This window comes from Paenarthrobacter sp. TA1.8, from assembly GCF_048595705.1.
GTDB classification, from domain to species: domain Bacteria; phylum Actinomycetota; class Actinomycetes; order Actinomycetales; family Micrococcaceae; genus Arthrobacter; species Arthrobacter nitroguajacolicus.
Genome location: NZ_CP184287.1, coordinates 2182729 through 2208136, shown reverse-complemented (window position 1 = coordinate 2208136; position 25408 = coordinate 2182729). Strand labels below are relative to the sequence as shown.

General features: G+C 61.6%; 22 protein-coding genes. 17 read left to right on the top strand and 5 right to left on the bottom strand.

Annotation, left to right across the window (positions count from 1 at the left end; translation table 11 throughout):
• The first annotated feature begins 7 nt into the window (after window positions 1-7).
• From ACNAOT_RS10190 to ACNAOT_RS10170, 5 genes are all read left to right on the top strand, one after another.
• A complete protein-coding gene (locus tag ACNAOT_RS10190; RefSeq protein ID WP_091467099.1) occupies window positions 8-787 on the top strand; it encodes a type 1 glutamine amidotransferase domain-containing protein in 780 nt (259 codons plus the stop codon).
• A 101-nt stretch (window positions 788-888) separates the two neighbouring features.
• Window positions 889-1908 (top strand): DUF808 domain-containing protein, encoded by a 1020-nt coding sequence (locus ACNAOT_RS10185; protein WP_091467097.1) that lies wholly within the window; start codon window positions 889-891, stop codon window positions 1906-1908.
• Between the two features lie 253 nt (window positions 1909-2161).
• The gene (locus ACNAOT_RS10180) at window positions 2162-3361 is read left to right on the top strand and encodes a pyridoxal phosphate-dependent aminotransferase (protein WP_420180940.1); all 1200 of its coding nucleotides are present in this window, start codon (window positions 2162-2164) and stop codon (window positions 3359-3361) included.
• The gene (locus ACNAOT_RS10175) at window positions 3358-4317 is read left to right on the top strand and encodes a 2-hydroxyacid dehydrogenase (RefSeq protein WP_420180939.1); all 960 of its coding nucleotides are present in this window, start codon (window positions 3358-3360) and stop codon (window positions 4315-4317) included. The genes ACNAOT_RS10180 and ACNAOT_RS10175 overlap by 4 nt, the downstream gene beginning before the upstream one ends.
• 54 nt (window positions 4318-4371) lie before the next feature.
• Complete coding sequence (locus ACNAOT_RS10170; protein ID WP_420180938.1) at window positions 4372-4776, top strand: GlcG/HbpS family heme-binding protein; 405 nt, start codon at window positions 4372-4374, stop codon at window positions 4774-4776.
• 52 nt (window positions 4777-4828) lie between these two features.
• Here the strand turns inward: ACNAOT_RS10170 and ACNAOT_RS10165 are convergent, their stop codons facing one another.
• Window positions 4829-5869: an AAA family ATPase gene (locus ACNAOT_RS10165; RefSeq protein ID WP_420180937.1), complete on the bottom strand. Its 1041-nt coding sequence runs from the start codon at window positions 5867-5869 to the stop codon at window positions 4829-4831.
• 113 nt (window positions 5870-5982) lie between these two features.
• Between ACNAOT_RS10165 and ACNAOT_RS10160 the strand changes: the two genes are divergently transcribed.
• From ACNAOT_RS10160 to ACNAOT_RS10150, 3 genes are read left to right on the top strand one after another with little or no spacing between them, the layout of a single operon-like run.
• Window positions 5983-6675, top strand: a complete 693-nt coding sequence (locus tag ACNAOT_RS10160; protein ID WP_420180936.1) for a histidine phosphatase family protein — start codon at window positions 5983-5985, stop codon at window positions 6673-6675.
• A 24-nt stretch (window positions 6676-6699) separates the two neighbouring features.
• Window positions 6700-7248, top strand: a complete 549-nt coding sequence (locus tag ACNAOT_RS10155) for a DUF3090 domain-containing protein (RefSeq protein ID WP_420180935.1) — start codon at window positions 6700-6702, stop codon at window positions 7246-7248.
• Entirely contained in the window at window positions 7248-8015 is a 768-nt protein-coding gene (locus ACNAOT_RS10150; protein WP_420180934.1) for an SCO1664 family protein, read from the top strand. The genes ACNAOT_RS10155 and ACNAOT_RS10150 overlap by 1 nt, the downstream gene beginning before the upstream one ends.
• Here the strand turns inward: ACNAOT_RS10150 and ACNAOT_RS10145 are convergent.
• Genes ACNAOT_RS10145 through ACNAOT_RS10130 form a run of 4 tightly spaced genes read right to left on the bottom strand, consistent with a single transcriptional unit; the run spans window position 8012 to window position 13932 of the window.
• On the bottom strand, window positions 8012-9565 hold the full coding sequence (locus ACNAOT_RS10145; protein ID WP_420180933.1) for a family 43 glycosylhydrolase: 1554 nt from the start codon (window positions 9563-9565) through the stop codon (window positions 8012-8014). The genes ACNAOT_RS10150 and ACNAOT_RS10145 overlap by 4 nt on opposite strands.
• A gap of 26 nt (window positions 9566-9591) precedes the next feature.
• Window positions 9592-10752: a glycosyl hydrolase gene (locus tag ACNAOT_RS10140; RefSeq protein ID WP_420180932.1), complete on the bottom strand. Its 1161-nt coding sequence runs from the start codon at window positions 10750-10752 to the stop codon at window positions 9592-9594.
• The gene (locus ACNAOT_RS10135) at window positions 10682-12067 is read right to left on the bottom strand and encodes a glycosyl hydrolase (protein ID WP_420181150.1); all 1386 of its coding nucleotides are present in this window, start codon (window positions 12065-12067) and stop codon (window positions 10682-10684) included. Before ACNAOT_RS10135 ends, ACNAOT_RS10140 begins: the two co-directional genes overlap by 71 nt.
• A 5-nt stretch (window positions 12068-12072) precedes the next feature.
• A complete protein-coding gene (locus ACNAOT_RS10130; protein ID WP_420180931.1) occupies window positions 12073-13932 on the bottom strand; it encodes a glycoside hydrolase family 3 protein in 1860 nt (619 codons plus the stop codon).
• Between the two features lie 199 nt (window positions 13933-14131).
• On the opposite strand from ACNAOT_RS10130, the gene ACNAOT_RS10125 reads away from it, so the two are divergent.
• The 9 genes from ACNAOT_RS10125 to ACNAOT_RS10085 all read left to right on the top strand — a co-directional run bounded on the left by ACNAOT_RS10125 (window position 14132) and on the right by ACNAOT_RS10085 (window position 25407).
• Window positions 14132-15400: an ROK family transcriptional regulator gene (locus ACNAOT_RS10125; protein ID WP_420180930.1), complete on the top strand. Its 1269-nt coding sequence runs from the start codon at window positions 14132-14134 to the stop codon at window positions 15398-15400.
• 315 nt (window positions 15401-15715) lie between these two features.
• Window positions 15716-17233 carry an ABC transporter substrate-binding protein gene (locus ACNAOT_RS10120; RefSeq protein ID WP_420180929.1) on the top strand — a complete coding sequence of 506 codons (1518 nt, stop codon included), beginning with the start codon at window positions 15716-15718 and terminating at the stop codon, window positions 17231-17233.
• An 82-nt stretch (window positions 17234-17315) separates the two neighbouring features.
• Window positions 17316-18251, top strand: a complete 936-nt coding sequence (locus ACNAOT_RS10115) for an ABC transporter permease (protein WP_402937561.1) — start codon at window positions 17316-17318, stop codon at window positions 18249-18251.
• The gene (locus ACNAOT_RS10110; RefSeq protein ID WP_420180928.1) at window positions 18248-20083 is read left to right on the top strand and encodes a dipeptide/oligopeptide/nickel ABC transporter permease/ATP-binding protein; all 1836 of its coding nucleotides are present in this window, start codon (window positions 18248-18250) and stop codon (window positions 20081-20083) included. Before ACNAOT_RS10115 ends, ACNAOT_RS10110 begins: the two co-directional genes overlap by 4 nt.
• On the top strand, window positions 20080-20964 hold the full coding sequence (locus ACNAOT_RS10105) for an ATP-binding cassette domain-containing protein (RefSeq protein ID WP_420180927.1): 885 nt from the start codon (window positions 20080-20082) through the stop codon (window positions 20962-20964). Before ACNAOT_RS10110 ends, ACNAOT_RS10105 begins: the two co-directional genes overlap by 4 nt.
• 52 nt (window positions 20965-21016) lie before the next feature.
• Window positions 21017-22570: a GMC oxidoreductase gene (locus ACNAOT_RS10100; RefSeq protein WP_420180926.1), complete on the top strand. Its 1554-nt coding sequence runs from the start codon at window positions 21017-21019 to the stop codon at window positions 22568-22570.
• A 7-nt stretch (window positions 22571-22577) separates the two neighbouring features.
• On the top strand, window positions 22578-22982 hold the full coding sequence (locus ACNAOT_RS10095; RefSeq protein WP_420180925.1) for a C-glycoside deglycosidase beta subunit domain-containing protein: 405 nt from the start codon (window positions 22578-22580) through the stop codon (window positions 22980-22982).
• Window positions 22979-23872, top strand: a complete 894-nt coding sequence (locus ACNAOT_RS10090) for a sugar phosphate isomerase/epimerase family protein (RefSeq protein WP_420180924.1) — start codon at window positions 22979-22981, stop codon at window positions 23870-23872. Before ACNAOT_RS10095 ends, ACNAOT_RS10090 begins: the two co-directional genes overlap by 4 nt.
• 56 nt (window positions 23873-23928) lie before the next feature.
• Window positions 23929-25407 carry an MFS transporter gene (locus tag ACNAOT_RS10085; RefSeq protein WP_420180923.1) on the top strand — a complete coding sequence of 493 codons (1479 nt, stop codon included), beginning with the start codon at window positions 23929-23931 and terminating at the stop codon, window positions 25405-25407.
• Window position 25408 lies beyond the last annotated feature (1 nt).

The window sequence follows — 25408 nt, the reverse complement described above, 5'->3', positions numbered from 1 at the left end:
GCACTTCATGAAGAAAATCCTCATGGTACTGACCAGCGTTTCCGAGCTCGGCGATACGGGCGAGAAGACCGGCTACAACGTGGCCGAAGCCGCACATCCGTGGAAGGTGTTCAAAGATTCAGGTCACTTCGTCGATTTTGCCTCGATCAAAGGCGGCCAGCCTCCCAGCGACGAGGTAGACACGGATGATCCCATCCAGGTCGCCTTCACCAAAGATGAGACCACGCGCGCCGGCCTCTACAACACTGCCCGCGTGGATGTTATTGATCCCGGGCAATATGATGCCGTCTACCTCGTGGGAGGACACGGCACTATGTGGGACTTCCCGGATAGTGAAGGATTGCAGCGCCTGGTTGCCAGCGTTTACGACGCCGGCGGCTTGGTGGGCGCTGTCTGCCATGGTCCGGCCGGACTGCTGAATGTGGAGTTGGAGAACGGATTCCGTCTAGTCCAAGGCCGGGATGTGGCCGCGTTCACCAATGACGAGGAAGTTGCCGCCGGGAAAGACAAGGTCATTCCATTCTTCCTGGCAGACCGCTTGGAGGAACAGGGAGCACGACATGTCTCCGCGGGCGTCTTTGAAGAAAAAGTGGCGGTAGACGAGCGACTGGTCACCGGTCAGAATCCTGCTTCAGCTGCCGGAGTAGCCAAGGAGATGGAGAAGCTCTTCGCCCAGGTCATCCATCAGGAAAAGGCCGAGGAGCAGCACGAGGCGGAGGCGCTGCGCGCTGAGAAGGACGCGGAAAAGACCGCTAAGAAGCAGGCAGCGGCGGACACGGAACACTAGAGGTTCCGCCCGACATCGTATACTCCGAACATGCCGATTATGCGACTCTACCCAGGTATTCACACGCCGCTGCCCGCCCTTAAGCAGGACGGAGTTCTCCTGTGAGCGGCGGTCTCGTAGCACTGTTGGACGACGTCGCAGCGCTGGCCCGCATAGCGGCTGCTTCTGTGGACGACATCGCGGCTGGAGCCGCCAAAGCCGGGGCCAAAGCTGCCGGCGTCGTGATTGACGACGCCGCGGTCACACCCCAATATGTCTCAGGGGCGGACCCGTCACGCGAACTGCCAATGATCAAAAGGATCTTCTGGGGCTCGCTGCGAAACAAGCTAGTGATCATCCTGCCGGCTCTGCTGCTGGTTAGTGCTTTCATCCCGGGAGTAATTCCGTTCATCCTCATGCTGGGCGGCAGCTACCTCTGCTACGAGGGCGCCGAAAAGGTGTGGCACAAGTTCCGCGGCGACCATGCAGATACCGAGAAGGCGCCGGCTGTCCAACGCGGCCCTGAAGCGGAGGCGAAAGTTACCAAGGGCGCCATCACCACAGACTTCATCCTGTCCTGCGAGATCATGGTCATCGCCATGAATGAGGTGGCCGCCGAGTCCCTGTGGGTCCGGGCGTTCATCCTGGTCGTCGTTGCAATCGCGATCACGGTCATTGTGTACGGCGCCGTCGGCCTCATCGTCAAAATGGACGATATTGGCCTGCACCTGACCACCAAGGCCTCCGAGGGCTCCCAGCGCTTCGGCCGGCTGCTCGTGAAGGGGATGCCGGCCGTACTGGCCGCCATCACCCTCATAGGAACGATCGCCATGCTGTGGGTTGGTGGTCACATCATGCTGCAGGGTGCGTACGACCTCGGCTGGCACGGCCCCTATGACCTTGTCCATGTACTGGAGACACCCTTCGTCGGAATCCCTGTGGTGGGCGGCTTCCTTGCCTGGCTCGTGAACACGATCTGCTCAGCCATTCTCGGAGCCATCTGGGGCCTGGTCATCATGCTCATCCTGCACCCGCTGCTTAAGGTGCTGCCGTTTGGCAAGAAGAAGGATGGACACGAAGAGGGCGATGTCCGCGCCGCGATCGCCGGTCACAAGCCGGCCAAACACAACCCAACTAAGTAGCAGATGACGCCGTTTTGAGGACTCAAAACGGCATGTACTGCGACCTACTTGGGCGCGCGACGACGATTCGGCGTCCTAACAGGCTGAGAACAGTGGCACTGCGTCCAGGTTAAGACCCGGACGCGGTGCCACTCTCATGTGATGAGGTCATAGTGCGTCGCACTCTTGTGCTGAGGGCCACATGACGCTTTGATATATTAGTCATGTATTAGATGTCTACGAATGACTCTTAACTCAACGAGGAGTACACAGCATGCAGCAACTCGCGCATCGACTCGAACGGCTCGGCACCGAAACCGCCTTTAGCGTCGCCCAAGCGGCGGCAGCTTGGAAGGCGAAGGGGAATCTGGTTTACCCCTTCCACCTCGGTGACATCAATATCCCCACCGCCCCGCACATCGTCGAAGCCATGACCAAGGCAATCGCCGACGGCTACACGGGCTACTGCCCCGGCCCCGGCATCCCCCAGCTGCGCGAAGCCCTCGCCGAGGACATCGGCTCACGCCGCGGCATCAGCCTCTCCCCCGACAACGTCGTGGTCATGACGGGCGGCAAGCCGGTCATCACCAAGTTCCTGCAGGCAGTGATGAACCCCGGTCAGGAAGTGCTGTACCCGAATCCCGGCTTCCCGATCTACGAATCGCAGATCGAATACCTCGGAGGCACAGCAGTACCGTACCGCTACCTCCCCACGAGCCAGGGCTTCTCGATCGACCTCGACCAGGTGCGCGCATCGATCACGCCGAACACCGTTGCCATCATCTACAACGACCTGCAGAACCCCATCTCCGCGGAATCCACTGCAGCTGAGCGCGAGGCCATTGCCCAGATCGCCCAGGAGCACAATCTCTGGGTGCTCTCCGACGAGGCCTATTTCGAGACCCGCTACGAGGGAGTCTCCAGTTCGATCACGTCGCTTCCGGGCATGGCCGAACGAACCGTGATCCTCTACACCTTCAGTAAGAAGTTCGCCATGACCGGCTCACGCCTCGGCTGTGCCGTAGCTCCCCTTGAGATCGCCAAAGTTCTCAGCACCCTTAACACCAACGACGAGTCATGCACCACCCATTACGTGCAGTGGGCCGGTATCGAAGCACTGCGCGGCACCCAGGAACCGGTCCAACAGATGCTCGACGTCCTGCGTGACCGGCGGGATGCTGCCTGCGAACTCGTGAACTCTGTCCCCGGAATGCACGTCGCAGTGCCCCAGTCGACGTTCTACCTGTTCCCGGACGTCACTGACGTCATGGAGAAAATGGGCTACACGGCAGTGGGCGACTTCGCGAGCGACGCCCTGTACAAGACCGGGGTCTCCTTCTGCACCCGCGAGCACTTCGGCCGGCGCCTACCCGGCGAAGAAAGGCAGTACATCCGGCTCGCCTACTCAGGCATCGACGTCGCCGATATCCGTGAGGGCCTCGGCCGCCTCCGGGACTGGATCGTGACCGCATGAGCCGGGTCGTCGTCACGGGACGTATCCCCGACGCTGCAATTGAAAAACTCCGCGCCGAACACGACGTCGAGGCCTGGGATGGTCCCGAGACCATTACCCGCGAAGAACTTCTGCGCCGGGTAGCCGGCGCCGATGCCATAGTGTCGCTGCTCACCGAGCGCGTTGATGCAGAACTGCTCGACGCCGCCGGCCCGCAGCTCAAGGTCGTCGCAAATGTCGCCGTCGGCTACGACAACATCGACGTGCCCGCCTGCAGCGAACGCGGCGTCGTGGCCACCAACACGCCAGGCGTACTCACCGACGCCACGGCCGACATCGCGTTCGGCCTCATCCTCATGGCAACCCGACGGCTCGGTGAGGGTGAACGACTCATCCGCTCCGGCCAAGCCTGGAAGTGGGGAATGTTCTTCCTGCTCGGCAGTAGCCTGCAGGGCAAGACACTCGGCGTCGTCGGCATGGGCGGAATCGGCCAGGCCACCGCACGGCGGGCCAAAGCCTTCGGAATGGACGTCGTCTACCAGTCCCGTAGCGAAATCGACCCAACGATCGCCGCGGAACTGGACGCCCGACGCGTCGACCTCGACGAACTGCTGGCAGTCTCCGACGTCGTATCACTGCACTGCCCGTACGGTCCCGCCACCCATCACCTGATCGGGGCCGAACAACTCGCTGCGATGAAGAGCTCCGCGTTCCTCGTCAACACCGCGCGCGGACCAATCGTCGACGAAGACGCACTGGCAACAGCCCTCCGCGAAGGTGCAATCGCGGGAGCCGGACTTGACGTCTACGAGCAAGAACCACGCGTCCATCCCGGCCTGCTGGAACTGGACAACGTCGCCCTCCTGCCGCACCTCGGCTCAGCCACGGTGGAAACGCGTACAGCCATGGCCATGCTCGCCGCCGACAACGCACTGGCAGTGTTGAGCGGTGAACGACCGCCGGCACCGATCGCGTAGACGGATCCGACAGATAGAAACCATTGGAAGTACATTTCTCAAAGGAGAGAAACTATGGCTGACATCACCCAAGCCCAGACAGAAGCGGTTCTAGCGGCAGCCGCCAAGGTTGCACTGGAACAAGGAACGGCAATGAATATCGCTGTCGTGGATGCAGGCGCCAACCTCAAAGGCTTTACCCGGATGGACGGGGCATGGTTGGGAGGCATCGACATAGCAATACGGAAGGCACGCACCGCCCGATACTTCGATATGCCAACAGGTTCGATCGGCGAACTCTCCCAGCCCGGGGGTTCCCTCTTCAACATCGAAGTATCCAACGGAGGACTCATTACGTTCCCCGGCGGCGTTCCCCTGTACAGCAAGGACGGCCATGTCATTGGCGCTGTGGGCGTCAGCGGAAGCACGGTAGAAAATGACCATGCCGTTGCCTCCGCGGGGGCCGCGGTCGAGTTTTAACACCAGGGGGCGTCCGGATTTCATTGGCGCCCCTGTCACCCCTTGGATCGGATCAGGCCAGCCAGCGCCACCAGCGTGAACGTTCCGGTTCCAGCGTCGCTTCCAGCTCCGGCTCCGGTTCCTCGCCGAGGGCCAGGGCTGCCTCAACGACGTCGTCCGCCGTGAGCGTCATGACGGCATCACGATCGAGCGCATCGAGACTGTGGTCCTCGTCGCGTGACAGACGCAACGCCTGTCGGTTGAGCGCCTGCTCGAACAGCGTACGGGCGAACCGGGCGTTGCCCGAGTCCTCACCAGCGTGGAGCCCGGTGAGGATGCGACGCAACATCTGGTCCGCACCAGGCTCCAGTGTGTACTCGTGCTGGGCCAGCATCTGGTGGAAAATCGTCTGGAGTTCATCGACTAAGTAGTCGGAGAACGTAATCTCGCGGGCAAACCGAGAGCGCAGCCCGGGGTTGGAGAGCAAGAAGGACTCCATCAGCCGCGGGTACCCGGCCACGATCACCACCAAGCGGTGGCGATGGTCCTCCATCCTCTTTAGCAGGACCTCGATCGCCTCGGGACCGAAGTCCATTCGGCCATCCTCCGGTGCCAGCGCGTAGGCCTCGTCGATGAACAGGACACCGTCCAGCGCACGCCGGATCACCCGGTCCGTCTTGATGGCGGTCGCCCCGACATACTGCCCCACTAAGCCCGAACGGTCGACCTCAACCAAGTGGCCCTTCTGCAGTAGGCCCACCGCGCGGTACATCTCGGCCAGAAGCCTCGCCACGGTTGTCTTGCCTGTGCCCGGATTTCCGAGGAACACCAGATGCTGTGATGTGGCCACCTCCGGGAGGCCGTGTGCTTTCCGGCGGGCCTGGACCTGGAGCAGGGCAACAAGGGCCCGCACCTGTTCCTTCACGGTCTCCAGCCCGACGAGTGCGTCAAGTTCCGCCTGTACTTCCGATAGCGGCCGGGCCGGCCCTGGCCTCGCGCCGATGAAATCGCCCATCAGGTCGTCGACGCGCTCGGAACCTGACAGTTTGAGCTGGTTGGCCAGATGGCCTACGGTTTCCCGCAGGTCATCGAGCGGATTGCGGCTTGCAGCCATACGACCACTGTAGTCCTCGATTTCCGTCCGAGAACAGCGAGTTCGACGTGCCTGTTCGACGCCAGTCGCGGAACCGTTCACACCGCCGTCGTTCGGGTGGTTAGGCTGGGTGGATGGCCACAGTTATTCTCGTGCGGCACGGCCGCACCACAGCTAATGCCACTGGACTGCTGGCCGGTCGGGCCGACGGCGTCGGCCTCGACCAGATCGGGCGCGAACAGTCCGCTCTGACGGCAGACCGGCTCGCAGCCGTGCCGTTAGTCGGGGTGGTGTCGAGCCCTCTTGAGCGTTGCCGGCAGACAACCCGGTTCATCCTTGATCGTCAGGCTGGCGCACCGTACGCGCCCATCGATGTGGATCTCACCGAATGCGACTACGGCCTGTGGCAGGGCCGTACGCTCACTGATCTTGCCTCCGAGGACTTGTGGCCGGCAGTGCAATCGCAACCGTCCGCCGTCGTGTTTCCCGGCGGTGAATCCATGGCAGCGATGCAGGCCAGGTCCGTGGCAGCGATCCGACGCCACGATACAGCTTTCGAAGCCGAGCATGGGCCCGGGGCGGTGTGGGCGGCCGTCAGCCACGGTGACATCATCAAAGCCATCCTCGCCGACGCGCTGGGCATGCACCTTGACCTGTTCCAGCGTATTAACGTGGGCCCTGCATCCGTGTCGATCGTGCGCTACGGACCCAGCCGGCCGAGCGTTTACGCGACCAACACCGATTCGGGTGACCTGTCATGGCTGTCGAACGGCATCCAATCGGGCGATGCGCCGGTCGGCGGCGGTGCAGGGCAGACCGCGCCATGAACCATATGTGCCTAAAATACTGACATGCCTACACGTGTTCACGAGTTTGCCTGGCCTGATCGGGTGGTAGTTGGCACCATTGGCCTCCCGGGGGCACGAACGTTCTACCTGCAGGTGCGCGCAGGGAAGCAGATCGTGAGTATTGCCTTGGAGAAGCAGCAGTCGGCCCTTCTCGCGGAGAAGATCGACGATATTCTCGACCAACTGATCACCGCCGAGGGCAACCCCTTCAGCGTTCCCACGGGTACTCCCATTGAGCTTGTCGACAACGACCCTCTTGAAACCGTTCAGGAGCAATTTCGCGCCGGCGCCATGAGCTTAGGTTGGGATCCAACCACCGCCCAGGTTGTCATTGAGGCCTATCCCATCACAGATGTCGATGCGGATGACGACGACGAATCGCCCGGTGAGGACGACGCCAACGAGATGCTGCTGGTGCGGATGCCGGTCGGCACCGCGCGAGCATTCGCCAAGCGCACCCGTGAGATCGTGGAGGCCGGGCGTCCGACGTGCTCGACCTGCGGTTACCCCATGGACGCCGATGGGCACGTCTGCACCCTTCCTGAGGTCTGATGCCGACGCCGGACCTGGTGACCGCCGAGCTGACCCTCACCGGGCGCATCACCACGGCTTCAAACGCTACATTCCTGGGCAGCATCGGCGACGTCGAAGTCGTCTATAAGCCGATAGCAGGCGAAAGTCCGCTGTGGGACTTTCCGCACGGCACCCTTGCTCACCGCGAAGTGGCCGCTTACTTGGTGTCGCAGGTCTTCGGCTGGGACATCGTTCCACGCACGTGGCTGCGCGATGGCCCCTTCGGCGACGGAATGGTGCAGCTGTGGCAGGAGCAGGACCCGGCCCAACGCGCCGTGAGCCTGCTGGCAACGGACCAGGTCTCAGGGACAGGCTGGAAACACGTTCTCGAAGGACAAGATGAGAACGGACGGATGGTCGCCCTGGTTCACGAAGACACGCCAGCTCTCAGACGCATGGCGGTCTTCGACATGATCGTGAACAACGCTGACCGCAAAGGCGACCACATCCTCGCCATGACGGACGGACACCGCCACGGTGTGGACCATGGGCTCACTTTTCACCAAGCCCACAAGCTGCGCACCGTGCTATGGGGATGGCTGGGGGAGCCGCTCACAGCCGAGGAACGCGACGGCATCGATCGCGTTGCCGACGGACTGCACGGCGGGCTCGGCCGGGGCCTGGCCGGCCTGCTCAGCGCCGAAGAAATCGCATCACTGGCCACCCGCTGCGCCCGGTTGCGCTTGGCAGGGCGGTTCCCCGCTCCGAGCGGTGGGATGCCTGCGGTGCCTTGGCCGCTGTTTTAGGGGAAATAGGCTAACGCACGGTACGTGAAATTCCTGAACCGTACTTCCCCCGCCCCGGCTGCGAACAGTGCCGGGCGCAGGCTGAGGAGCTCATCGGCGGTATTGGTGTTGTACCCCTCCACGTTGAACCGCAGTCCGTGCCTGGTCCAGTCGGTTCCGTTCAGGCTGTAGTACTGGGTGACTATGTGGTTGTCGTTGACAATTCGCAGGTGCAACGTTCGGGCCGCAGGTGCAGGCTCACGCCAATATGGAATGGCCCTGCCTGCGCGGTAGCTGGTCATGTGACCGCCGTCATGACCCATGCCGCAGAACAGCCGATCGCTGTAATACAACAGCATGCCACCTTGGGCACCGTCACTGACGTCCATCTCGACCGTGATCTCATAGCGCCTATCGCCAACGATGCACGTTAAAGCCGAGCTGTCAGAGGGTCCTGATCCGCGGGCTTGCAGGACCAGACCATCGCCAAAGGATGCCCGAAGATACTCATCCTTGGACGGGGCGTGAAACGACCACTGGCCGCCAAAGCGCCCGGCGGAAAAATCATCGGAAAGCGGCGAGCCATGGGTCTGATCCGCTGCCCTGGAAACGGCGGGCAGGGGTGCCGGCAGTGGCGCCGAAAGATCGCCCCCACCCGCTCTGGGCCATCCGTCGTCGTCCCATTCGATGGGTTCCAAGAGCGTTTGCCGGCCGAGGGTCGCGAACCCGTTTTCGTAGCCGTGATACACGCTCCACCATTGGCCGTTGGGGCCCTCGAACAAGGTTGCATGGCCCTTGCTCCACCAAGGCTCTTCCGCATTCCATGTCCTGATGATGGGATTGTGGGGACAGTCCTCCCACGGGCCGTTGATGGAACGGGAGCGGGCGACGGTGACCATATGCCCGGTGGGCGGACCTGAGGTGCCGCCAACCGCCGTCGTGAGATAGAACCATTCGCCGCGGCGGGTCAGTTTTGGCCCCTCCAGTGCGTAGGCTTCAACCACCCAATCGTCGGGGTAGCGCCAGCCGTCGTAGACGTGCTCCACCGGACCGTCCGTAGCCAGTCCATCGTCGGTAAGCCGGACACGGCTGACTCCGCTGAGGAACAGGTAGCGGTTGCCGTCCTCCCCCACCACGTGCCCAGGATCGATGTGCCCTTCGATGCCCAGGTTGATCGGTTCGCTCCAAGGTCCCGCCATGTTCTCGGCATGGATGACATAGGTCAGCACAGGCGCAGTTGGGTCCGGTGAGATGGCAGTGGGAATGATCGGTATGTAGATGAAGTACCGGCCGTCGACTTTGCACATGTCAACCGCAAACACGCAGCCGATGGGTGTGGAAAGGGCCGGTCCCAGTGGTTGCCAGTTCAGCAGGTCTCGGGAGTGCCAAATGATGAGTCCGGGTGTGGACTCAAACGAGGAGAAGGTCACGTAGTAGTCATCACCGTCGCGCAGGATGGCCGGGTCCGGGTGGTCCCCTGCGAACACCGGGTTCAGGTACGTGCCGTCGCCAAGATCGGCCCGGCGCTGGCCCTCCAGGCTCACAGCGGGCTGCGTTGTTTGGTATGTCATACGTCCAGTCTTTTCACTAGTGGAGATTACGGGCGGTTTTTGTAGACCAAGCTCAGTGGCCCCAGTAAGCCAGACGGTTGGATGTCGGCTTCATCGTTGAACACTCTCGTCATAGGTGGGTACAGCGTCCCGGTGTTGCTGCGGGCTTCAGAAATCAGCCTGTTGCGCCACGGATTGATGACGCTGATCTGGATCCGGTTATTACCGGGCCTCAGCGCGTTGGTGGACACCCTGTACGGAGCAGTCCAGAGAATTCCTGACTCTTCTCCATTGATTTCGAGGCGCGCTACATCAGCAATATCGGAGAACTGGACAGCGTGCGGGAGTTCGGGGCCATCGAGCTGGAACTCCACCAGATACGTAGCCGTTCCAGAGAAGTGCTCGGCCCCGAGTCCGGGGTCGGTCCAATGCCTGGCGTGGGCCAGCGGCACCGGATTGGAGCCGGGGATGGTGAGCGTCCACTCACCAGAGGCCTCTGTAATCCATTCGTTTTCGGGATGTGGATCCGCTTCGCCTCTGAGAATGAAGAGCGAACCATAAGGGGGTAGACGCACATCGAAGCTGTCTCCATCCTCGGATCGGATGAGGGCATGTTGTCTGAGTGTCACCGGGTCCCACGCAACGAATGTGCCACCCGTATCCTGCAGCCTCAGGGGGGTGTGCAGCTCTTCGTTGACAGGGTTGGCGATGAAAATCAGTGGCTGATCGCCGTCCACCCATCGAGCGATCCGCCGTACCCGGGGGTCTTCTACGATCACACGAGGAAGGAAATGCTCCCGAAGCACGGAAGCCAGATCTGCAGTGGCGAAAACCTTGCCACTGTTCGGGCTGTCCCAAATGGGGTGACACAAACGCTTGTACTCGGTGTCCTCGTCAGCCAGTGAGCGCTTGGCCGTTGGACGTTCGCCCACCACCGTTGCACCCTGTTTCACCAATCGTAGGATCGCTTGGAGGGCGCCTGTACTCATCCTGTTGCTGGCACCGCCGAGGTAAAGAAGTCTGTAGCGGGAGGCGCCCGCCTGCAGTTCGCCCGCCTTAACATTCAATACGTTGCTCAGTGCGTCCGGGCCGATGTAGTCGTAGTCGTAGTCAGCTGGAACGTCGTCATTGAACGCGTTACCGAAAAGCGCCGTAACGGGGGCTTCCTCGCCGATGAAGTAGGCGATATCCACCGCTGGCCCCGTCAATCGGTGTGTCCTCGAACTGCGCCAGATGGGTTGAGATGTAACGCCGAACTCTCTCACTATCGAGTTTGTCCACCTCAAGTCCTGTGGCTTCCGGGAGCGCCGGGCCGTTGGTCTGGCCCGTGAGCGAGGAGCCGAAGCGAACGACTCTCCACTTACCCTCGGGAAGCGGGCTGGTGAGCCTGCCCTGTGAAAGCTGACTGCTGACATCAAGGATGCTGGCCAGCTGCACTGCAGCGAATGCTGCACGGGCGTCTGTATCAAGGGCGTCGTAGTCCAGTGCGGTGGCGAAACCACTCTTCGCCTCCCGGTGGGCGGGCAAGCCGGATTCGTAGAGGGCGAATCCCTTGACGGCGTACTGGCTGAGTGGCCGAAATACCGGTGGGGGCACCACCCCTTTCTCGAACGCTGCCAGAACGGTCGATATCCCCTCGGCTTCGAGCCGCAACCGGAAGTGCGTCCCGCTGACCGGCGGGAAAGACATGCTCCGTGAGGGGCATTGTGTGGCGGGCAGCGTGCAGACGGTGACGTAGCCGCCGTCGTCATTTTGGACTTGCAGGGCTGCAGCGGCGGGCGGAGCCGCGCCGAAGCCGTGAGGGCCGGGCAGCTCGATCACGCAGGAACGCACGGTCACAGGAGTAGCAAAGGACTGTTCAATCCAGGCCACGGAGGGGTTGTTTAGGTCACGGGTCAAGCGGAAATCTTCGACGGCGGTGGCACGGTTGGCGGTGACCGCTTCGGTAGGCGAGTCGGAGGTGCGGACGAACACCGGCTCCAACGCATCGTGGGCGCTGTGGAACGGGATGGCCAACGCGAAGAGATCTTTGGCATCGCCTGAGCCTTCATGCGGTTCGACTCCCCACCTGGGGATGTCCTGATACGGTCCTGCGATGTCCGGGAGCTTGTTGAGTTGGGTCAACTCGCCGCCTTGGACGACAGTTTGCGACCACACCAGCTTGCGCATGGCGTCGGCCTTATCAACCCACGGAGCTCCGGAGGCGCTCCACCCTGCAGAAGTGGCAACAGCGAAGTCCAAGCCGAGGTCGTGGGCCGTCGCCCCCGCAAGGGCAACAGCTTCGCGCCACTGCGCGCTGCCGGGAATCACGGCTTCTTCCACCACCAGCGGATTACCGAGCGCCCCGTCGAAGGCTTGAACACCCCGAACGCCAACGGAGTGGAGCCAGCGAAGGTCCGCGCGAATGCCTTCGAGATCCACGTTGCCGTCCATCCAGTGCCACCACACATGCGGCCGCGCCGAATCCGGAGGATCAACGAACTCACTCCAGAGAACTTCGCTCGATTGCTGTTCGCCGTTCATCCGGTTCACGTGAGCATCCCGGACTCGCTCCGGGAACTTGATGACAGGCTGAGGCCGGCACCATAGGGGTAGAGCGGATCTTCAGTGTCGTTGGGGACATCAGGATGTGAGGTTTCGACGGCGGCCATGGAGCGAGGCAGTTCGATCGGCAACCTGCCCTTCGGAGGAATCGTTGCAGTCAGGGCATCCAGCAGTGCAGCATCGGATGCTCCAAAGTTGGCGGTGATGACAGTTGCAACGGTGTCGAAGGGGGTCAGAATTGCTGCCCGTTCGAGGTAGACGTCCAAGATCACAGGGAGTTCTGCTGCAATCGCTCGTACCCGCGCGATCTCTTCGTCAGGGAAGTCGAGGCTGCCCTGATGCGTCATGGCGTCCAGGAAGTACTCGTTGCGTGGTTCGTAGGGCGCTGCCAAGCGCACCAGCGCCACATCTGCATCCGCCATATCCGGGACCACGATCACCCGATCATGAACAACGGAGGGGTCCGCGCCTTCGACATATACCCGGGTTGCGGGTGCCAGGGGCAGTAGTCCATCGTTCTTGAGAACGGTGACCGATTCTGCCTGGGCGCGGTGTCCGGCCTTGCGGAACGGCTCAGATCCGACCACCTCGTTGACAGCATCCGCGTCAACAAAAGGATTATCAAAAAGCCCGAGCTCGAATTTAACCCGGAGGATTCTCAACGCCGAAGCATCCACTCTCTCCGGGGACAACCTGCCGCTGGCCAGCAGCTCAAGTACCAACTCCGTGCAGGATTCGCCACCAAGCTGGTCCACGCCGGCGTCGAAAAGTTTCTGCACCCGGTCCAGAGGGCTGAGGTGCTCAACACCCCACGCCTTGGCGGGAAAGGGCAGGCCAAAGACCTCAAGGTCAGTGACAAGCTGCCAGTCGCTCAGGACAACACCCTCGAAGCCGAGCTGTTCTCGAAGAAGTGACGTGATCAGGTACTTGTTATACGAGAAGCCCACCTCCTCGACTTCCACGCCATCTATGACAAGGCCTTTCGCCAATGAGTAGTAGGGCATGATCGCGCTCGTGCCGGCGGCGATCGCAGTACGGAACGGTGCCAGGTGCTCTTCGAAGTTGCCCCCTGGGTAAACCTGGGCTTTGCCTTGCGGGAAGTGGGGATCCTCCCCGTCTTCTTGCGCCCCGCCTCCCGGGAAGTGCTTAGCCGTACAGGCAACGCTCGAGGATGACAGCTGCCCTCCCTGGAGACCTGCGATGAGCAGCGCACCGTACTCCGAGGTCACCGCGGAGCTTGAACTGAAGCTCTGAAGTTGGCGTGCCCAGCGCGGTTCAGATGCCAGGTCAATCTGTGGGTGGAGAGCGGCACGAAGCCCTATGGCCACATACTCCTGCCTGGCCGTCTCCGCGAAGTCGCTTATGACATCAGAATCGCCGAGTGCGGCAAAGCCCATAGGTTCGGGCCACTGCGAAAACGAGCCCGCGGCAAAGGCCATACCGTCATTTTGTGCAAAGCCATGGCGGGGATCGGTGGCAAAAGTTATGGGGATCCCGTGTGGGGTGAGCTCTGCGAGCTCCTGCATGGCATTCTGCCAACGCGCCATGTGCTGGGCGGAAGGGAAGTGGCCAACGTTGAAATGGTTAATGGACCTGCCCACCACAAAGTCACGCGGAGACTCCGGCCCGAAAGGACTCGATGCGTCGTGATCCGCCACCTCACCGACGACCATCACCGTGTTGAAGAGGAGCCCGACTTTTTCTTCGACCGATAGGCGGGTCAGGAGATCCTTGGCGCGCGTGGCTGCATCCAATCGGGGATCTTCATACGGATCCAGCACTCCGTTTCCGTTCAAGTCCCGGTACTGGACGCCGTCGTCTGTGGTCCTGACAGATCGCCGCACGCGGCCTCCTTATGTGATGGGTTTCATACAGTTTATCCGCTTACCGGAAAAAGTTATACACTTAGTCATGTTCAGCGCAAGCTAAAGTTGCGGGTGGTGACCCAAAAAGCACCCTGACAGCCCGACCATTTACGTCAAGGGTGTCGGGCTGACGCCGCGGGTTGCGTCAAGGTGCTGAAGGCGCTTGGAGGGAAAATCAATGGCCATAGAGCGGTACACCGGACTGGCATCAGTGCTGGAGACAATCCGTTGGCAGGGCGGCATTACGCAGGCAAGCCTGACCGATCAGGTTGGGCTGGGGCGCAGTGTTGTCGCCGAGCGAGTTGCAGAACTCGAACAGATCGGGCTTATCCACTCCCCCGGCCGCGCTCCCTCCACGGGCGGGCGGACCGCCAAGCTGTTGTCCCTCAACGCCCAGGCCGGGTACGTCATAGGGGTGGACATCGCCTCCAATGAAATGGTGGTCAGCGCCGCCGATCTGGCCGGCGCCCTGCTGGGCACCCGCCACCGGGAGCTATGCGAGATTGGCGAAGGGCCTGAGCGGATCCTGAGTCAGGTCAATGCGGTCATCGACGACGTCATCAGGGAGCAGAGCGGCAACAACCTGCTGGGGATCGGCGTGGGACTTTCCGGCCCGGTCAATTTCGATACCGGCACTCCCGTTGGCGTACCGGTCATGCCCGGCTGGGAGGACTACCCCGTACGGGAAGAGTTCGCGGCGCGCTGGCCGGTTCCGGCATGGGTCGACAATCGAGTCAATCTTCTGGCGCTAGCTGAAATAGAGAGCAATCCGCGGGCTGCCAAGGCAAAGCACCTACTCTACTTCGGGGCCGGCGCTGGGGTTGGAGCCGCCCTCATCACCGACGGCAGGCTCTACCGGGGCTCCCATGGCCTGGCAGGATCCATTGGCCATGTGGCCGTTCCCGAGGCCGGAGTGGTTGCCTGCAGGTGCGGACGCACGGGCTGCCTTGAGGCAGTCACCAGTGGATGGGCGATTGAGCGGGATGGCCTAATGCTGGCCGAAACGGGACGCAGCCCCTACCTCGCGCAAGTCCTTAAGGACACCGGACGTGTTCGCGCCTATGACGTGACCCTGGCCGCTGAGCACGAAGATGCCTCCGCAAGGGAGCTACTCGACCGAACAGCGGCACTTCTTGGAAGCAGCCTGGCAACCCTGGTCAGTTTCTTCGCTCCTCACATGCTGGTGGTTGGCGGTGGCATTGCCCGGGCCAAGGACATAGTGCTCAAGCCCATACAGCAAGCCGTCCTTGAACGACTGCCCTCCACGGGCGCTCCGGACCTGCTCGTCGAGTTATCTGCCATTGACGAGCAGGTGGGCGGAGTCGTAGGCGCCGCCCAGCTTGTTCTTGGCGAGCTCTTCTCCAAAGACAACCTGCCCGGGCTCCTGGAGCGATTGACGCAACCCCTGAGGCAAATGGGTGAAAGCAACGAAGGACTTTCTGCCTAATATTCCGAAGACCGGAAGAAGTTGTTGACTTCTTCCGGTCGCCGGATTATCGTTGTAACAGGCGCCACAAAGCGCTCAACCAGCAACATGAACCTCGACGGCGAGGGAGACCACATGGAGCACACCCTCTGCATCCGTTGGCCCTGCGCCCGTAACGCATACAAGGAATCTGCGGGATTCCCTGTGAAGCAAGGCGCCTTTCCACGGCATTTCAGCCACCACTCACCGCAATACCTATCGATCTCCGTAGCGTTGTCGCCGGAGAACAGTCGGATCACTCGAAGCTGAGCTTTCGACGCCTTGTCTAGGAGAAACATGCGCAAATTAGTCGGCATTGCCGCCGTCACAGCCGTCATGGCGCTTACTGCCTGCACCGGCTCTTCCCCTGGTGGTTCCACCGCCCCCACTGAGTTGGACATTGCAGCCATTGCCCCGCCCGAGTCCTTCTCTCCGGGCAACTTCGGCACTGGCCCCACCACCCAGTTCCTTCAGCCCGTCTACGACTCCCTCTTCCGGAACACCAATGAAGGAGAACCGGCCGAGAACATCGTGACCAAGTGGTCCTACGATGACGCCCGGACCAGGCTCTCCCTCACTATCAGGGAAGGCGTCAAATTCACCGACGGTACGCCGCTGGATGCCGCCGCGGTGAAGGCCAATCTTGATTCCGCCCGCAAGGGCACCGGTGAAGCCGGTGGGCAACTGCGCTTCATCCAGGAGGTCACCGTCACCGACGCCACCAACCTCATGGTCACGCTCTCCGCTCCTGACCCATCGCTCGTGCCGAACCTGGGCGGAACCGCCGGTGTCCTTGCCAGCCCCAAAGCCTTGGGAACCCCGGAGCTGGACACCACCCCCGTAGGTTCCGGCCCATATATCCTGGACGCAGCAAAGTCCCAGACCGGCATCAAGTACATCTACACGCGAAACGCTGACTACTGGAACGCCAAAGACTTCCAGTTCGACACCATCGAAGTCACGGTCTTCAACGACAACAATGCAATCCTCAACGCACTGCGGGCCGGCGAAGCCGACTTCGCTGTGGTAACCGACAAAGATGCAAACAGCCTTAAATCCGCAGGCCTGAACATCCAAACCAGCCCTGCTTACACCACCAGCGGCTTGTACTTGTTCGACCGCAAGGGTTCCCTGGTTCCTGCGCTTGCCGAGCCCAAGGTTCGCCAAGCGATCAACATGGCCTTGGATCGCGACGCCATCCAGGCGCAGGTCTTCGGCGGTAAAGGTAAGGCCACCAGCCAAGTCTTCAGTTCCACCAGTGACGCCTTCATTCCTGAGCTGGACAAGAAGTACCCCTTCGATGTAGACGCCGCCAAGAAGCTTCTCGCCGACGCCGGTTACGCAAACGGCTTCACCTTGCCCATGCCGGATGTATCACCCGTCTATCCGGACCAGCAAGCGGCTGTAACTGAAGCGTTGACGGCTATCGGCATCACGCCGCAGTACCAGCCAGTGAACGGCCAGACCTTCATCTCGGATCTATTGGCAGGAAAGTATCCCGCAGCGATTTTCGGGCTCAACAGCCCGCGTCCTTGGGATTTCGCCCAGATCGCGCTCACTCCCGAATCTCTCTGGAACCCGTTCCGCGTCTCGGATCCCACCGTGGTGGATCTGATCAACAAAGCCCAAGGCGAAACCGGTGAGGCCCAGACCGAAACGTTCCGTCAACTGAACACTTACCTGGTGGACCAGGCCTGGTTTGCGCCCTACATCCAGTCTGACAACGTCTTTGCCAGCACCGCCGAAATCACGGTTACACCGCAGCGCTATTCCACCCTGCCGCCGCTTTGGGGCCTTAGTCCCTCGAAAAAGTAGCAGGTGGGCGGCCGGCCCCATCCAGGGCCGGCCTCCCCTACCCATCCCTCATCTTCCCGAAGCCCAAGGAGCTGCCGTGCTGATGTTTATCCTTCGCCGCCTGGCCTCAGGACTGGTGCTCATGTTCGTTATTTCCACTGCGACGTTTTTCCTCCTGAACCTCACAGGGCAAGACCCTGTCCGTCAGGTTTTGGGGCCGGTGGCTTCGGTGGAACAGGTGGAGGCCAAGCGCCAGCAGCTGGGTCTGGATGAACCCCTGATCACCCAATACTTCCAGTGGCTCGGATCAGCCGTCCGCGGAGACTTGGGTCGGTCCTGGTTCACTAACCAGCCAGTAGGAGAACTACTCTCCCAGACACTCCCTCCCACCCTGTCCATGGTGATCGGGTCACTGATCCTCGCTGCCTGTTTCGGAACTTTGATCGGGGTCACCGCCGCCTTGCGCCGGGGACGACTCGATCGCGGTCTGCAAGTGGCGTCCACCCTGGTGCAGGCAATTCCCGGCTTCCTGGTGGCACTGGTCCTGGCTTTGGTATTCGCTGTCCAACTCCGCATGCTCCCGGCTACCGGGTTCACTTCTTTCAGCGATTCTCCCGGCAAATGGCTCGCCTCCATCACGCTCCCCGTAGTTGCGCTGGCGTTGGGTTCTTTGGCTTCCATCGCCCTGCAGGTCCGGGGGTCAATGATCGATGTGATGCAGCAGGACTTTGTTCGAACACTGCGCAGCCGGGGCCTCCCGGAGCGCAGCGTTGTGGTGAAGCATGCCTTGCGCAGCGCCGCCGGGCCGAGCCTCACCACGGTATCCCTGATGTTCATTGTGGCCATCTCCAGTTCGGTGATCATTGAGAAAGTTTTCAATATCCCCGGTATTGGCACCCAGGCCAACAACTCAGCCGGCCGTGGCGACCTGCCCGTTGTGCTTGGGATTGTCCTGGTCACCGTGGTGCTCGTCGTCGTCGTCAATCTCCTCGTCGATCTGGCACAAGGCTGGATCAATCCGAAAGTTCGTGTCTCATGACCGATAACCTTGTCACCGGCACCCGCAAGTCCCTTGAAGTGGTTAGCTCCGCGCCACAAGGCGACAAACTGATCAAGAAGTTTCTTCGTGAACCCGCAGCAGTGATTTCCCTGGTGTTCCTCGCCTTGCTCGGGCTGGTGGCGGTCCTCGCACCGTTGATCTCCTCCTACGATCCCACCGCCACGCGCCTCGCCGATGTCCTTGCACCTCCATTCACCCCTGAGCACCCACTAGGCGCTGACGGTGTGGGCCGCGACGTGCTGGCAAACCTCGTTTACGGCGCCCAGACCAGCCTCTCAAGTGCCGCGATCGTCATCGCCGTGAGCCTGCTGATCGGAGTACCCACCGGGCTCCTGGCAGGTTACCGCCAAGGATGGATCGACGGTGTCAGCATGTGGATCAGTGGCGCGCTCCTCTCGCTGCCGGCAATCGTTGTGCTCCTTGTAGTGCTGGCCCGTGTAGGACGCAGCACCTCACTTGCACTGGTGGTCTTCGGCATATTGATCGCCCCCTCGGTGTTCCTGCTCATCCGCGGCTCGGTCCGGGCCGTGCGGGAAGAGTTGTACGTGGACGCAGCCAGGGTCTCCGGCTTGGGCGATATCCGCATCATGGTTCGCCACATCCTTCCCGTAGTCATCACGCCCACCATCATCCAGGCGGCATTGTTGGCAGGCGCCGGCATAGGAATCGAAGCAGGCATCGCCTTCCTCGGCCTTGGTTCCTCTGACAAAGCCAGTTGGGGCCTGATGCTCAACGACGCATCGCAGAACATCTTCAACGCTCCCTGGCTGCTCCTCTGGCCAAGCGTTGCCCTGGTGTTGACGGTCATGGCCTGCACCTTGGTAGGAAACGGCTTCCGCGACGCTTTGGCGAACTACGGATCTTCTGCAGGCCCCGCCAAAAGAGTAAAAGCAGCAAAGCAGGCCACTACAACTCCTGAACCTGCACGGCCAGTGAAGAAAGCGCCTGTGGATCCTGGCGACGCACTCCTGGTTATCGACGATCTCCGGGTTTCCTACCCCCGCCCCAACGGTGAGAAGTCCGACGTCGTCAAAGGCATTTCCTTGAAGGTGAAGCGCGGCCAGATCCTTGGCCTGGTGGGAGAATCAGGCTCCGGTAAATCACAAACTGCCTTCTCGGTCCTGGGACTCTTGCCCGGTCAAGCCGAAATGACTGCGGGGACGTTGAGTTTCGCAGGAGCGGATCTGCTGGGTATGACTCCAAAGGAGCGCAATCGCCTGCGTGGCGCCCGGATCGGGTACATCCCCCAGGAGCCCATGAGCAACCTCGATCCCGCCTTCCGCATCGGGTCCCAACTCACCGAGCCAATGCAACACCATTTGGGAATCTCAGCGAAGGCTGCAAAAGATGAAGCCATCAAACTGCTAGCCCGCGTGGGCATTCCTGATCCGGAGCGGGTTTTCAAGTCCTACCCGCATCAAGTCTCAGGCGGCATGGCGCAGCGCGTGCTCATTGCCGGAGCCGTTTCCTGCAATCCGGAACTGCTCATTGCCGACGAGCCCACCACCGCCCTGGACGTTACTGTGCAGGCCGACGTGCTGGACCTGATTCGCAGCCTTCAGGCAGAACGCGGCATGGGAGTGGTCCTGGTGACCCATAACTTCGGCGTCGTCGCGGATCTGTGCGACCAAGTGGCCGTGATGCGCAACGGAGAAATTGTGGAGGTAGCTGAGGTGACTGAGCTGTTCACCAACCCGCGGGAAGAGTACACACGCCTCCTCTTGGACTCTGCCCTCGATTCAACCTCGAAACCGCAGGGTGAACACGCCGTCGTTTCTGAGAAGACCACCCAGACAGAAGGTGCACGATGACTTCCCTCAGCCAGACGCTGCCCGAAGCTGACCCCCTCCTGCGGATCACCGACCTGACGGTCGACTACAGGGTTGGCGGGTTCGGCAGAAAACGGACATTCCGGGCGTTGCAAGGCGTGAGCCTGGACATCAAACCCGGGGAAACCCTGGGACTCGTAGGCGAGTCCGGATCCGGTAAGTCAACCATCGGCCGTGCAGTGCTCGGCCTCGCGCCCTTGACCGGCGGCGACATCCATTTCGACGGCAGGTCAATCACCAAGCTCAACAAGAAGGAACGCCGGGCACTGAGCAGCGACATCCAGGTGGTTTTTCAAGATCCTTATACCTCCCTGAATCCGTCCATGACCATCAGCGACATTTTGTCCGAGCCGATGCAGGTTTCCGGAACGTCCAAGGTTGATGCTCAACGACGGGTCCGGGAACTCCTGGATGTTGTGAATCTGCCCGCCAACGCCAGCACCCGCTACCCGCGCGAGTTCTCCGGTGGCCAGAGGCAACGCATCGCAATCGCCCGTTCTTTGTGCCGGAATCCCAAGCTCATTGTGTGTGATGAGCCCGTCAGTGCATTGGACCTCTCTACCCAGGCACGGGTTCTTCAACTTTTCTCCGACATACAAGAACAGACCGGGGTTTCGCTCCTGTTTGTCACTCACGATCTTGATGTGGTGCGGCATATCAGCGAGCGCGTGGCGGTGATGCGACGGGGAGAAATTGTGGAAACCGGCATCACGGAAAAGGTTATTGCCAATCCGCACCATGCCTACACAAAGGCCCTCCTTCTGGCCTCCCCTATCGCCAACCCGGCCCGTCAGGCCGAGCGGCGCCGGGAACGACGACTTTTTCTTGACGCTCAACCCGCACTGTCCACAGCTGCCCGCTGAGCAAACCACCAGGGCGTGAAGCCCTCCCTTCTACAGATTCCCGGAGAACAGCATGACCACCACAGCAGTACCTTCAGCGCGCCCTTATCCGGCCGGCGTCGACGTCGCAATCATCGGCAGTGGCCCTGCCGGCGCCACTTACGCACGGATACTTTCGGAGCTCAGCCCCCGGGCGAGCATTGCCATCTTTGAGGCCGGACCCACCATCAGTGATCCGCCCGGATCCCACGTGAAGAACATCGCAAGTGTTCAGGATCGTGAAGTTGCCCAGCGCCGTTCCGAGGGCAAAGTGAGCGCCCTGCCAACTGGCGGGAACCTCGCAGAGTACGCACGCGACGTCGCACGCCCGGTGCGGCCCGGCACCTTCCTGCTTGATGACGGTTGGCAGCAGCCCGGCGAGGCTGGACTTCCGGGTCTTGCATTCTCCAGCAATGTCGGCGGGATGGCGGCCCACTGGACCGGGGCATGCCCGCGTCCAGGTGGGAGCGAGCGCATCGCGTTCCTTCCGAACATGGATGAGCTTCTAAGCGAGGCCGAACGCCTCCTCTCGGTCAGCTCGGAGGCCCTGGCTGATGCTCCCCTGGCCGATCTGGTCCGCTCGCGTCTGGCAACGGCGCTCGACGGCGGCCGCGCACCTGACCGTCGTGTACAGCCCATGCCGCTGGCCGTCCGTCGCACTGACGACGGCCGCTTCATTTGGTCCGGAGCTGACGTGGTGTTCGGTGACGAGACGCGAAACAACCCCCGGGCCCGCCTCTTCGACGAAAGCGTGGTTGTCCGGGTGCTGACCGACGGAGACGAGGTCAGCGGTGTGCGGGTGCGCGACGACAAGTCCGGAGACGAGCATGAAATTGCGGCGCGGTACGTCGTAGTTGCCGCCGATGCCCTCCGCGGTCCGCAGCTGCTGTTCGCATCCGGTATCCGTCCCGAAGCACTCGGCCGGTACCTGAACGACCAGCCTCAGATTGTCCACGCAGTCCGGTTGACCGGGGTCGAGGATGATGTTCCCGCTGCTTCGTCAAGCGACACCACCATCACCGCCCAAAGCGGAGTCAGCTGGGTGCCCTTCACGGATGAGCAGCCCTTTCATGGGCAGGTCATGCAACTCGACGCCTCGCCGGTGCCCATCTCCGGAGATGTCATCCCTGGTTCGATCGTGGGCCTGGGGTGGTTCTGCGCCAAGGACCTTCAAGCCTCCGACCGCGTTGTCTTCTCTGAAGACACCAAGGATGCCTACGGGCTGCCGGCGATGAACATCCACTACACCTTCACGGAGCGTGACGAGCAGACACTTTCCGCAGCACGCCAATCGGTGGTTGCCGCTGCCCGGTCCTTGGGAGAGCCACTGGGCGATGAACCGCTCACCTTCCCTGCCGGGGCCTCACTGCACTATCAAGGCACCCTGCGGATGGGGACATCCAACGACGGAACCGCTGTGTGCGATCCCACCGGACAGGTGTGGGACGTCAGAGGGTTGTTTGTTGCCGGGAACGGTGTCATCCCCACCCCCACAGCCTGCAACCCAACGTTGACCGGGGTGGCCTTGGCCGTCGCCGGTGCACGCCACATCGCCGAATCAATCAACTCCACGTCCACAGAGAAGTGAGGAAAACATGGTCCTCGAACGAGAACTGATCCAAAGCCGGGGCTTTCGCAACGTCCAGGAAGGAGCCGACATTGTCGGCTTCGAGATAGCCCTGCGCATGCCCAACTACCGGGGCGTCTGGGGAAGCCTCATCGACGGGGTGGCTGTCACGGTGGACGGTCAGGAATGGAGCCGGGAAGTACCGCGCTGGACACTCCAGGGACGCACTTTCAGCATCCAGGAACTGCGCCAATCCACCGATGTCCGCTGGCAGCTCGATGAAGTGGCCACTGTCATGGTGCCGCTCGCAGGTGGCCTGGCCGTAGGTGTCCATGATGTTCGCGTTGATATTGCGCTGCACGCACCTTACATTCCGGCTGAATTCCAACCGTCAATTTTCACGTCCCAGCGAAAGGTCACGGTCCTCGCATGAGCAACCTCAAGTACGGTGTATCCCTCTACAGCTACACCGGTGACATCAACACCGTCCTCACCCTCGAAGACGCCATGGCACAAATAGCTGACATCGGGGCAACCGGGATTGAGATCCTGGGCGAAGGTAATGTGCCCAACTATCCGGAGCCGTCCACCGCATGGATTGACCAGTGGTACGGGCTGCTCGAAAAATACCAGCTGGAGCCTACAAACTACGGGTCCTGGATCGACTCGAGCATGTGGCGTGACCGCGACCTCACCGCAGATGAGGGCGCTGTGATGCTGGCTCGTGATCTTCGGCTGGCCCATCGCCTTGGATTCACCTCAATCCGCCCCAAGATCGGTGTAGTGTCCATGGACCTGCGCCCACACCCGATCTGGGAGGAAGTGATCAAGCGCAACCTCGATCTCGCAGCCGAGCTGGATCTCATCATTTGCCCGGAAATCCACGCGCCCACTCCCATCAAGCACCCGGTGGTGGACGAGTACATCGCTTTCATCGAGCGAACCGGATCGAAGAACTTCCGCCTGCTCATCGACACCGGCATCTTCCAGAGGGCAATCACCACCGCCAAGCATGACGGCCTCAGCGAAGAAGCCCAGGAAGAAGGCTGGCGTAAGCCCCTGGCCGTTCCTATGTCGGATCTGGTGGATGTTCTCCCCTACGTGTCGTTCATTCAGGCCAAGTTCTTCGACATCGACGATGACCTTATTGACGGCCAGATACCTTGGCGCGAGATCCTTCAGACCCTGAAGGAGAACGAATGGTCGGGTTACTTGTCCAGCGAATACGAAGGCGATCGGCTGCCTTACCGATCCATCGAACAGGTGCGCCGGCAGCATGCTCTTCTGCACAGCCTGGAGGCCGAGATCGACGGGACGCCGTGACCGGAGTCCGCCGCAGCAGCACGGTCCCGATTTCTCCCACACGTCTCAGGCTCCTCATGGCAGCGCTGCTGGCGGTGTCGTTCCTTGGAGCACTGGATCACACCATCGTTTCGACGTCGTTGGCCACTGTTGCCGGCGAACTTGGAGCCCTCCAGCACATGAGCTGGGTGGTGGTGGGCTACACGCTCGCCAGTACCGTCCTGCTCCCGGTACTCGGAGGGCTGGGCGATCGGGTCGGACCGCGGATGGTCTTCCTCATTGCGCTCATCGGCTTCATTGCAGCTTCCTTCGTGTGTGGTCTCGCGCATGACATGACCCAACTCGTCGTCGCCCGTGTCCTCCAGGGCATGAGCGCCGCGGGTCTCCAGCTGATGTCGCAGACGATCGTTGCCGAGGTCACCACGCCCAGGCAACGTCCTGCGTACCTCTCACTGATCGGCGCTGCTTTTCCGGTTGCAATTTTAATCGGGCCGCTCCTCGGCGGTCTGATCACGGACCACTGGGGGTGGCCCTGGGTGTTTTGGATCAACGTCCCGGTGGGGCTTGCCGCACTTCTCCTGGCAGTCATTGCCGTTCCGCACATCGAACCGGCGGGCAAAAAACGGTTCGACGTCGTTGGTGCAGTGCTGCTCACCGCTGTCCTTGTGGCGGTGGTGCTGGCAGTTGCGTGGTTCAGTTCCGCTAACTCCACAGCGTGGATCGCCCTTGGAGCAGGTGTCGCAGCGCTGGGTGGGCTGGTCGTCGTCGAACGTGGTCAGCGCAACCCCATCATCCCGGTTCACCTGTTCCGCAACCGCACCTTCAGTGCAGGCGTGGGCCTCTCAGCAGTCATGGGTGCCGGCCTCATTTCAGCTACGGCGTACCTGCCAACGTACTTCCAGATGGCCTATGGCGTGAGTGCCACCATCTCAGGGCTGGTACCCATCGCCACTGTGTTGGGAATGTTGGTGGGCAATCTGGTGACGGGCTGGCTTGCGTCGCGAACGGGCCGTTACCGCGTCTTTCCCATTGTCGGAACGGTGATAGGAGCACTCGGACTCGGAGCCATGTCCTTGCTGCCGGGGGGCGCGCCGCTGTGGATCCCGGCGTCGATCATGGCGTTCGTTGGCCTCGGCACGGGAGCGTTCATGAGCCTCGCCATTGCCATCGTGCAAAGTGCTGCACCACGCAGTGAACTCGGCGCCGCAACCGCAACCGCCGGACTCAGCGGGCAGATCGGATCCACCATAGGATCAGCCGTAGTAGGCGGAGTGGTGGGGTTCGGCGTCGCATCGCTCTTGCCAACCGGGCTCGATTCCCAAACCCTGACCCCTACCTTGGTCCACGCCGCCGCCCCAGCGTTGCAGGCTGAGATCGCGTCGATTTACCACGACGTCTTTTCTCCCGTTTTCCTTGCCCTGGCCGGCGTCTACATCCTGGGTTTCATTGCAGCGTTGCTGCTGCCGGATGGACGGCTGTCCGATGATGCCGCGGTCTCTGCCGACACCGCCGCCCTGGACGACTCTGCCAACCTGGCTATGCAAGGAAAGGATTGAC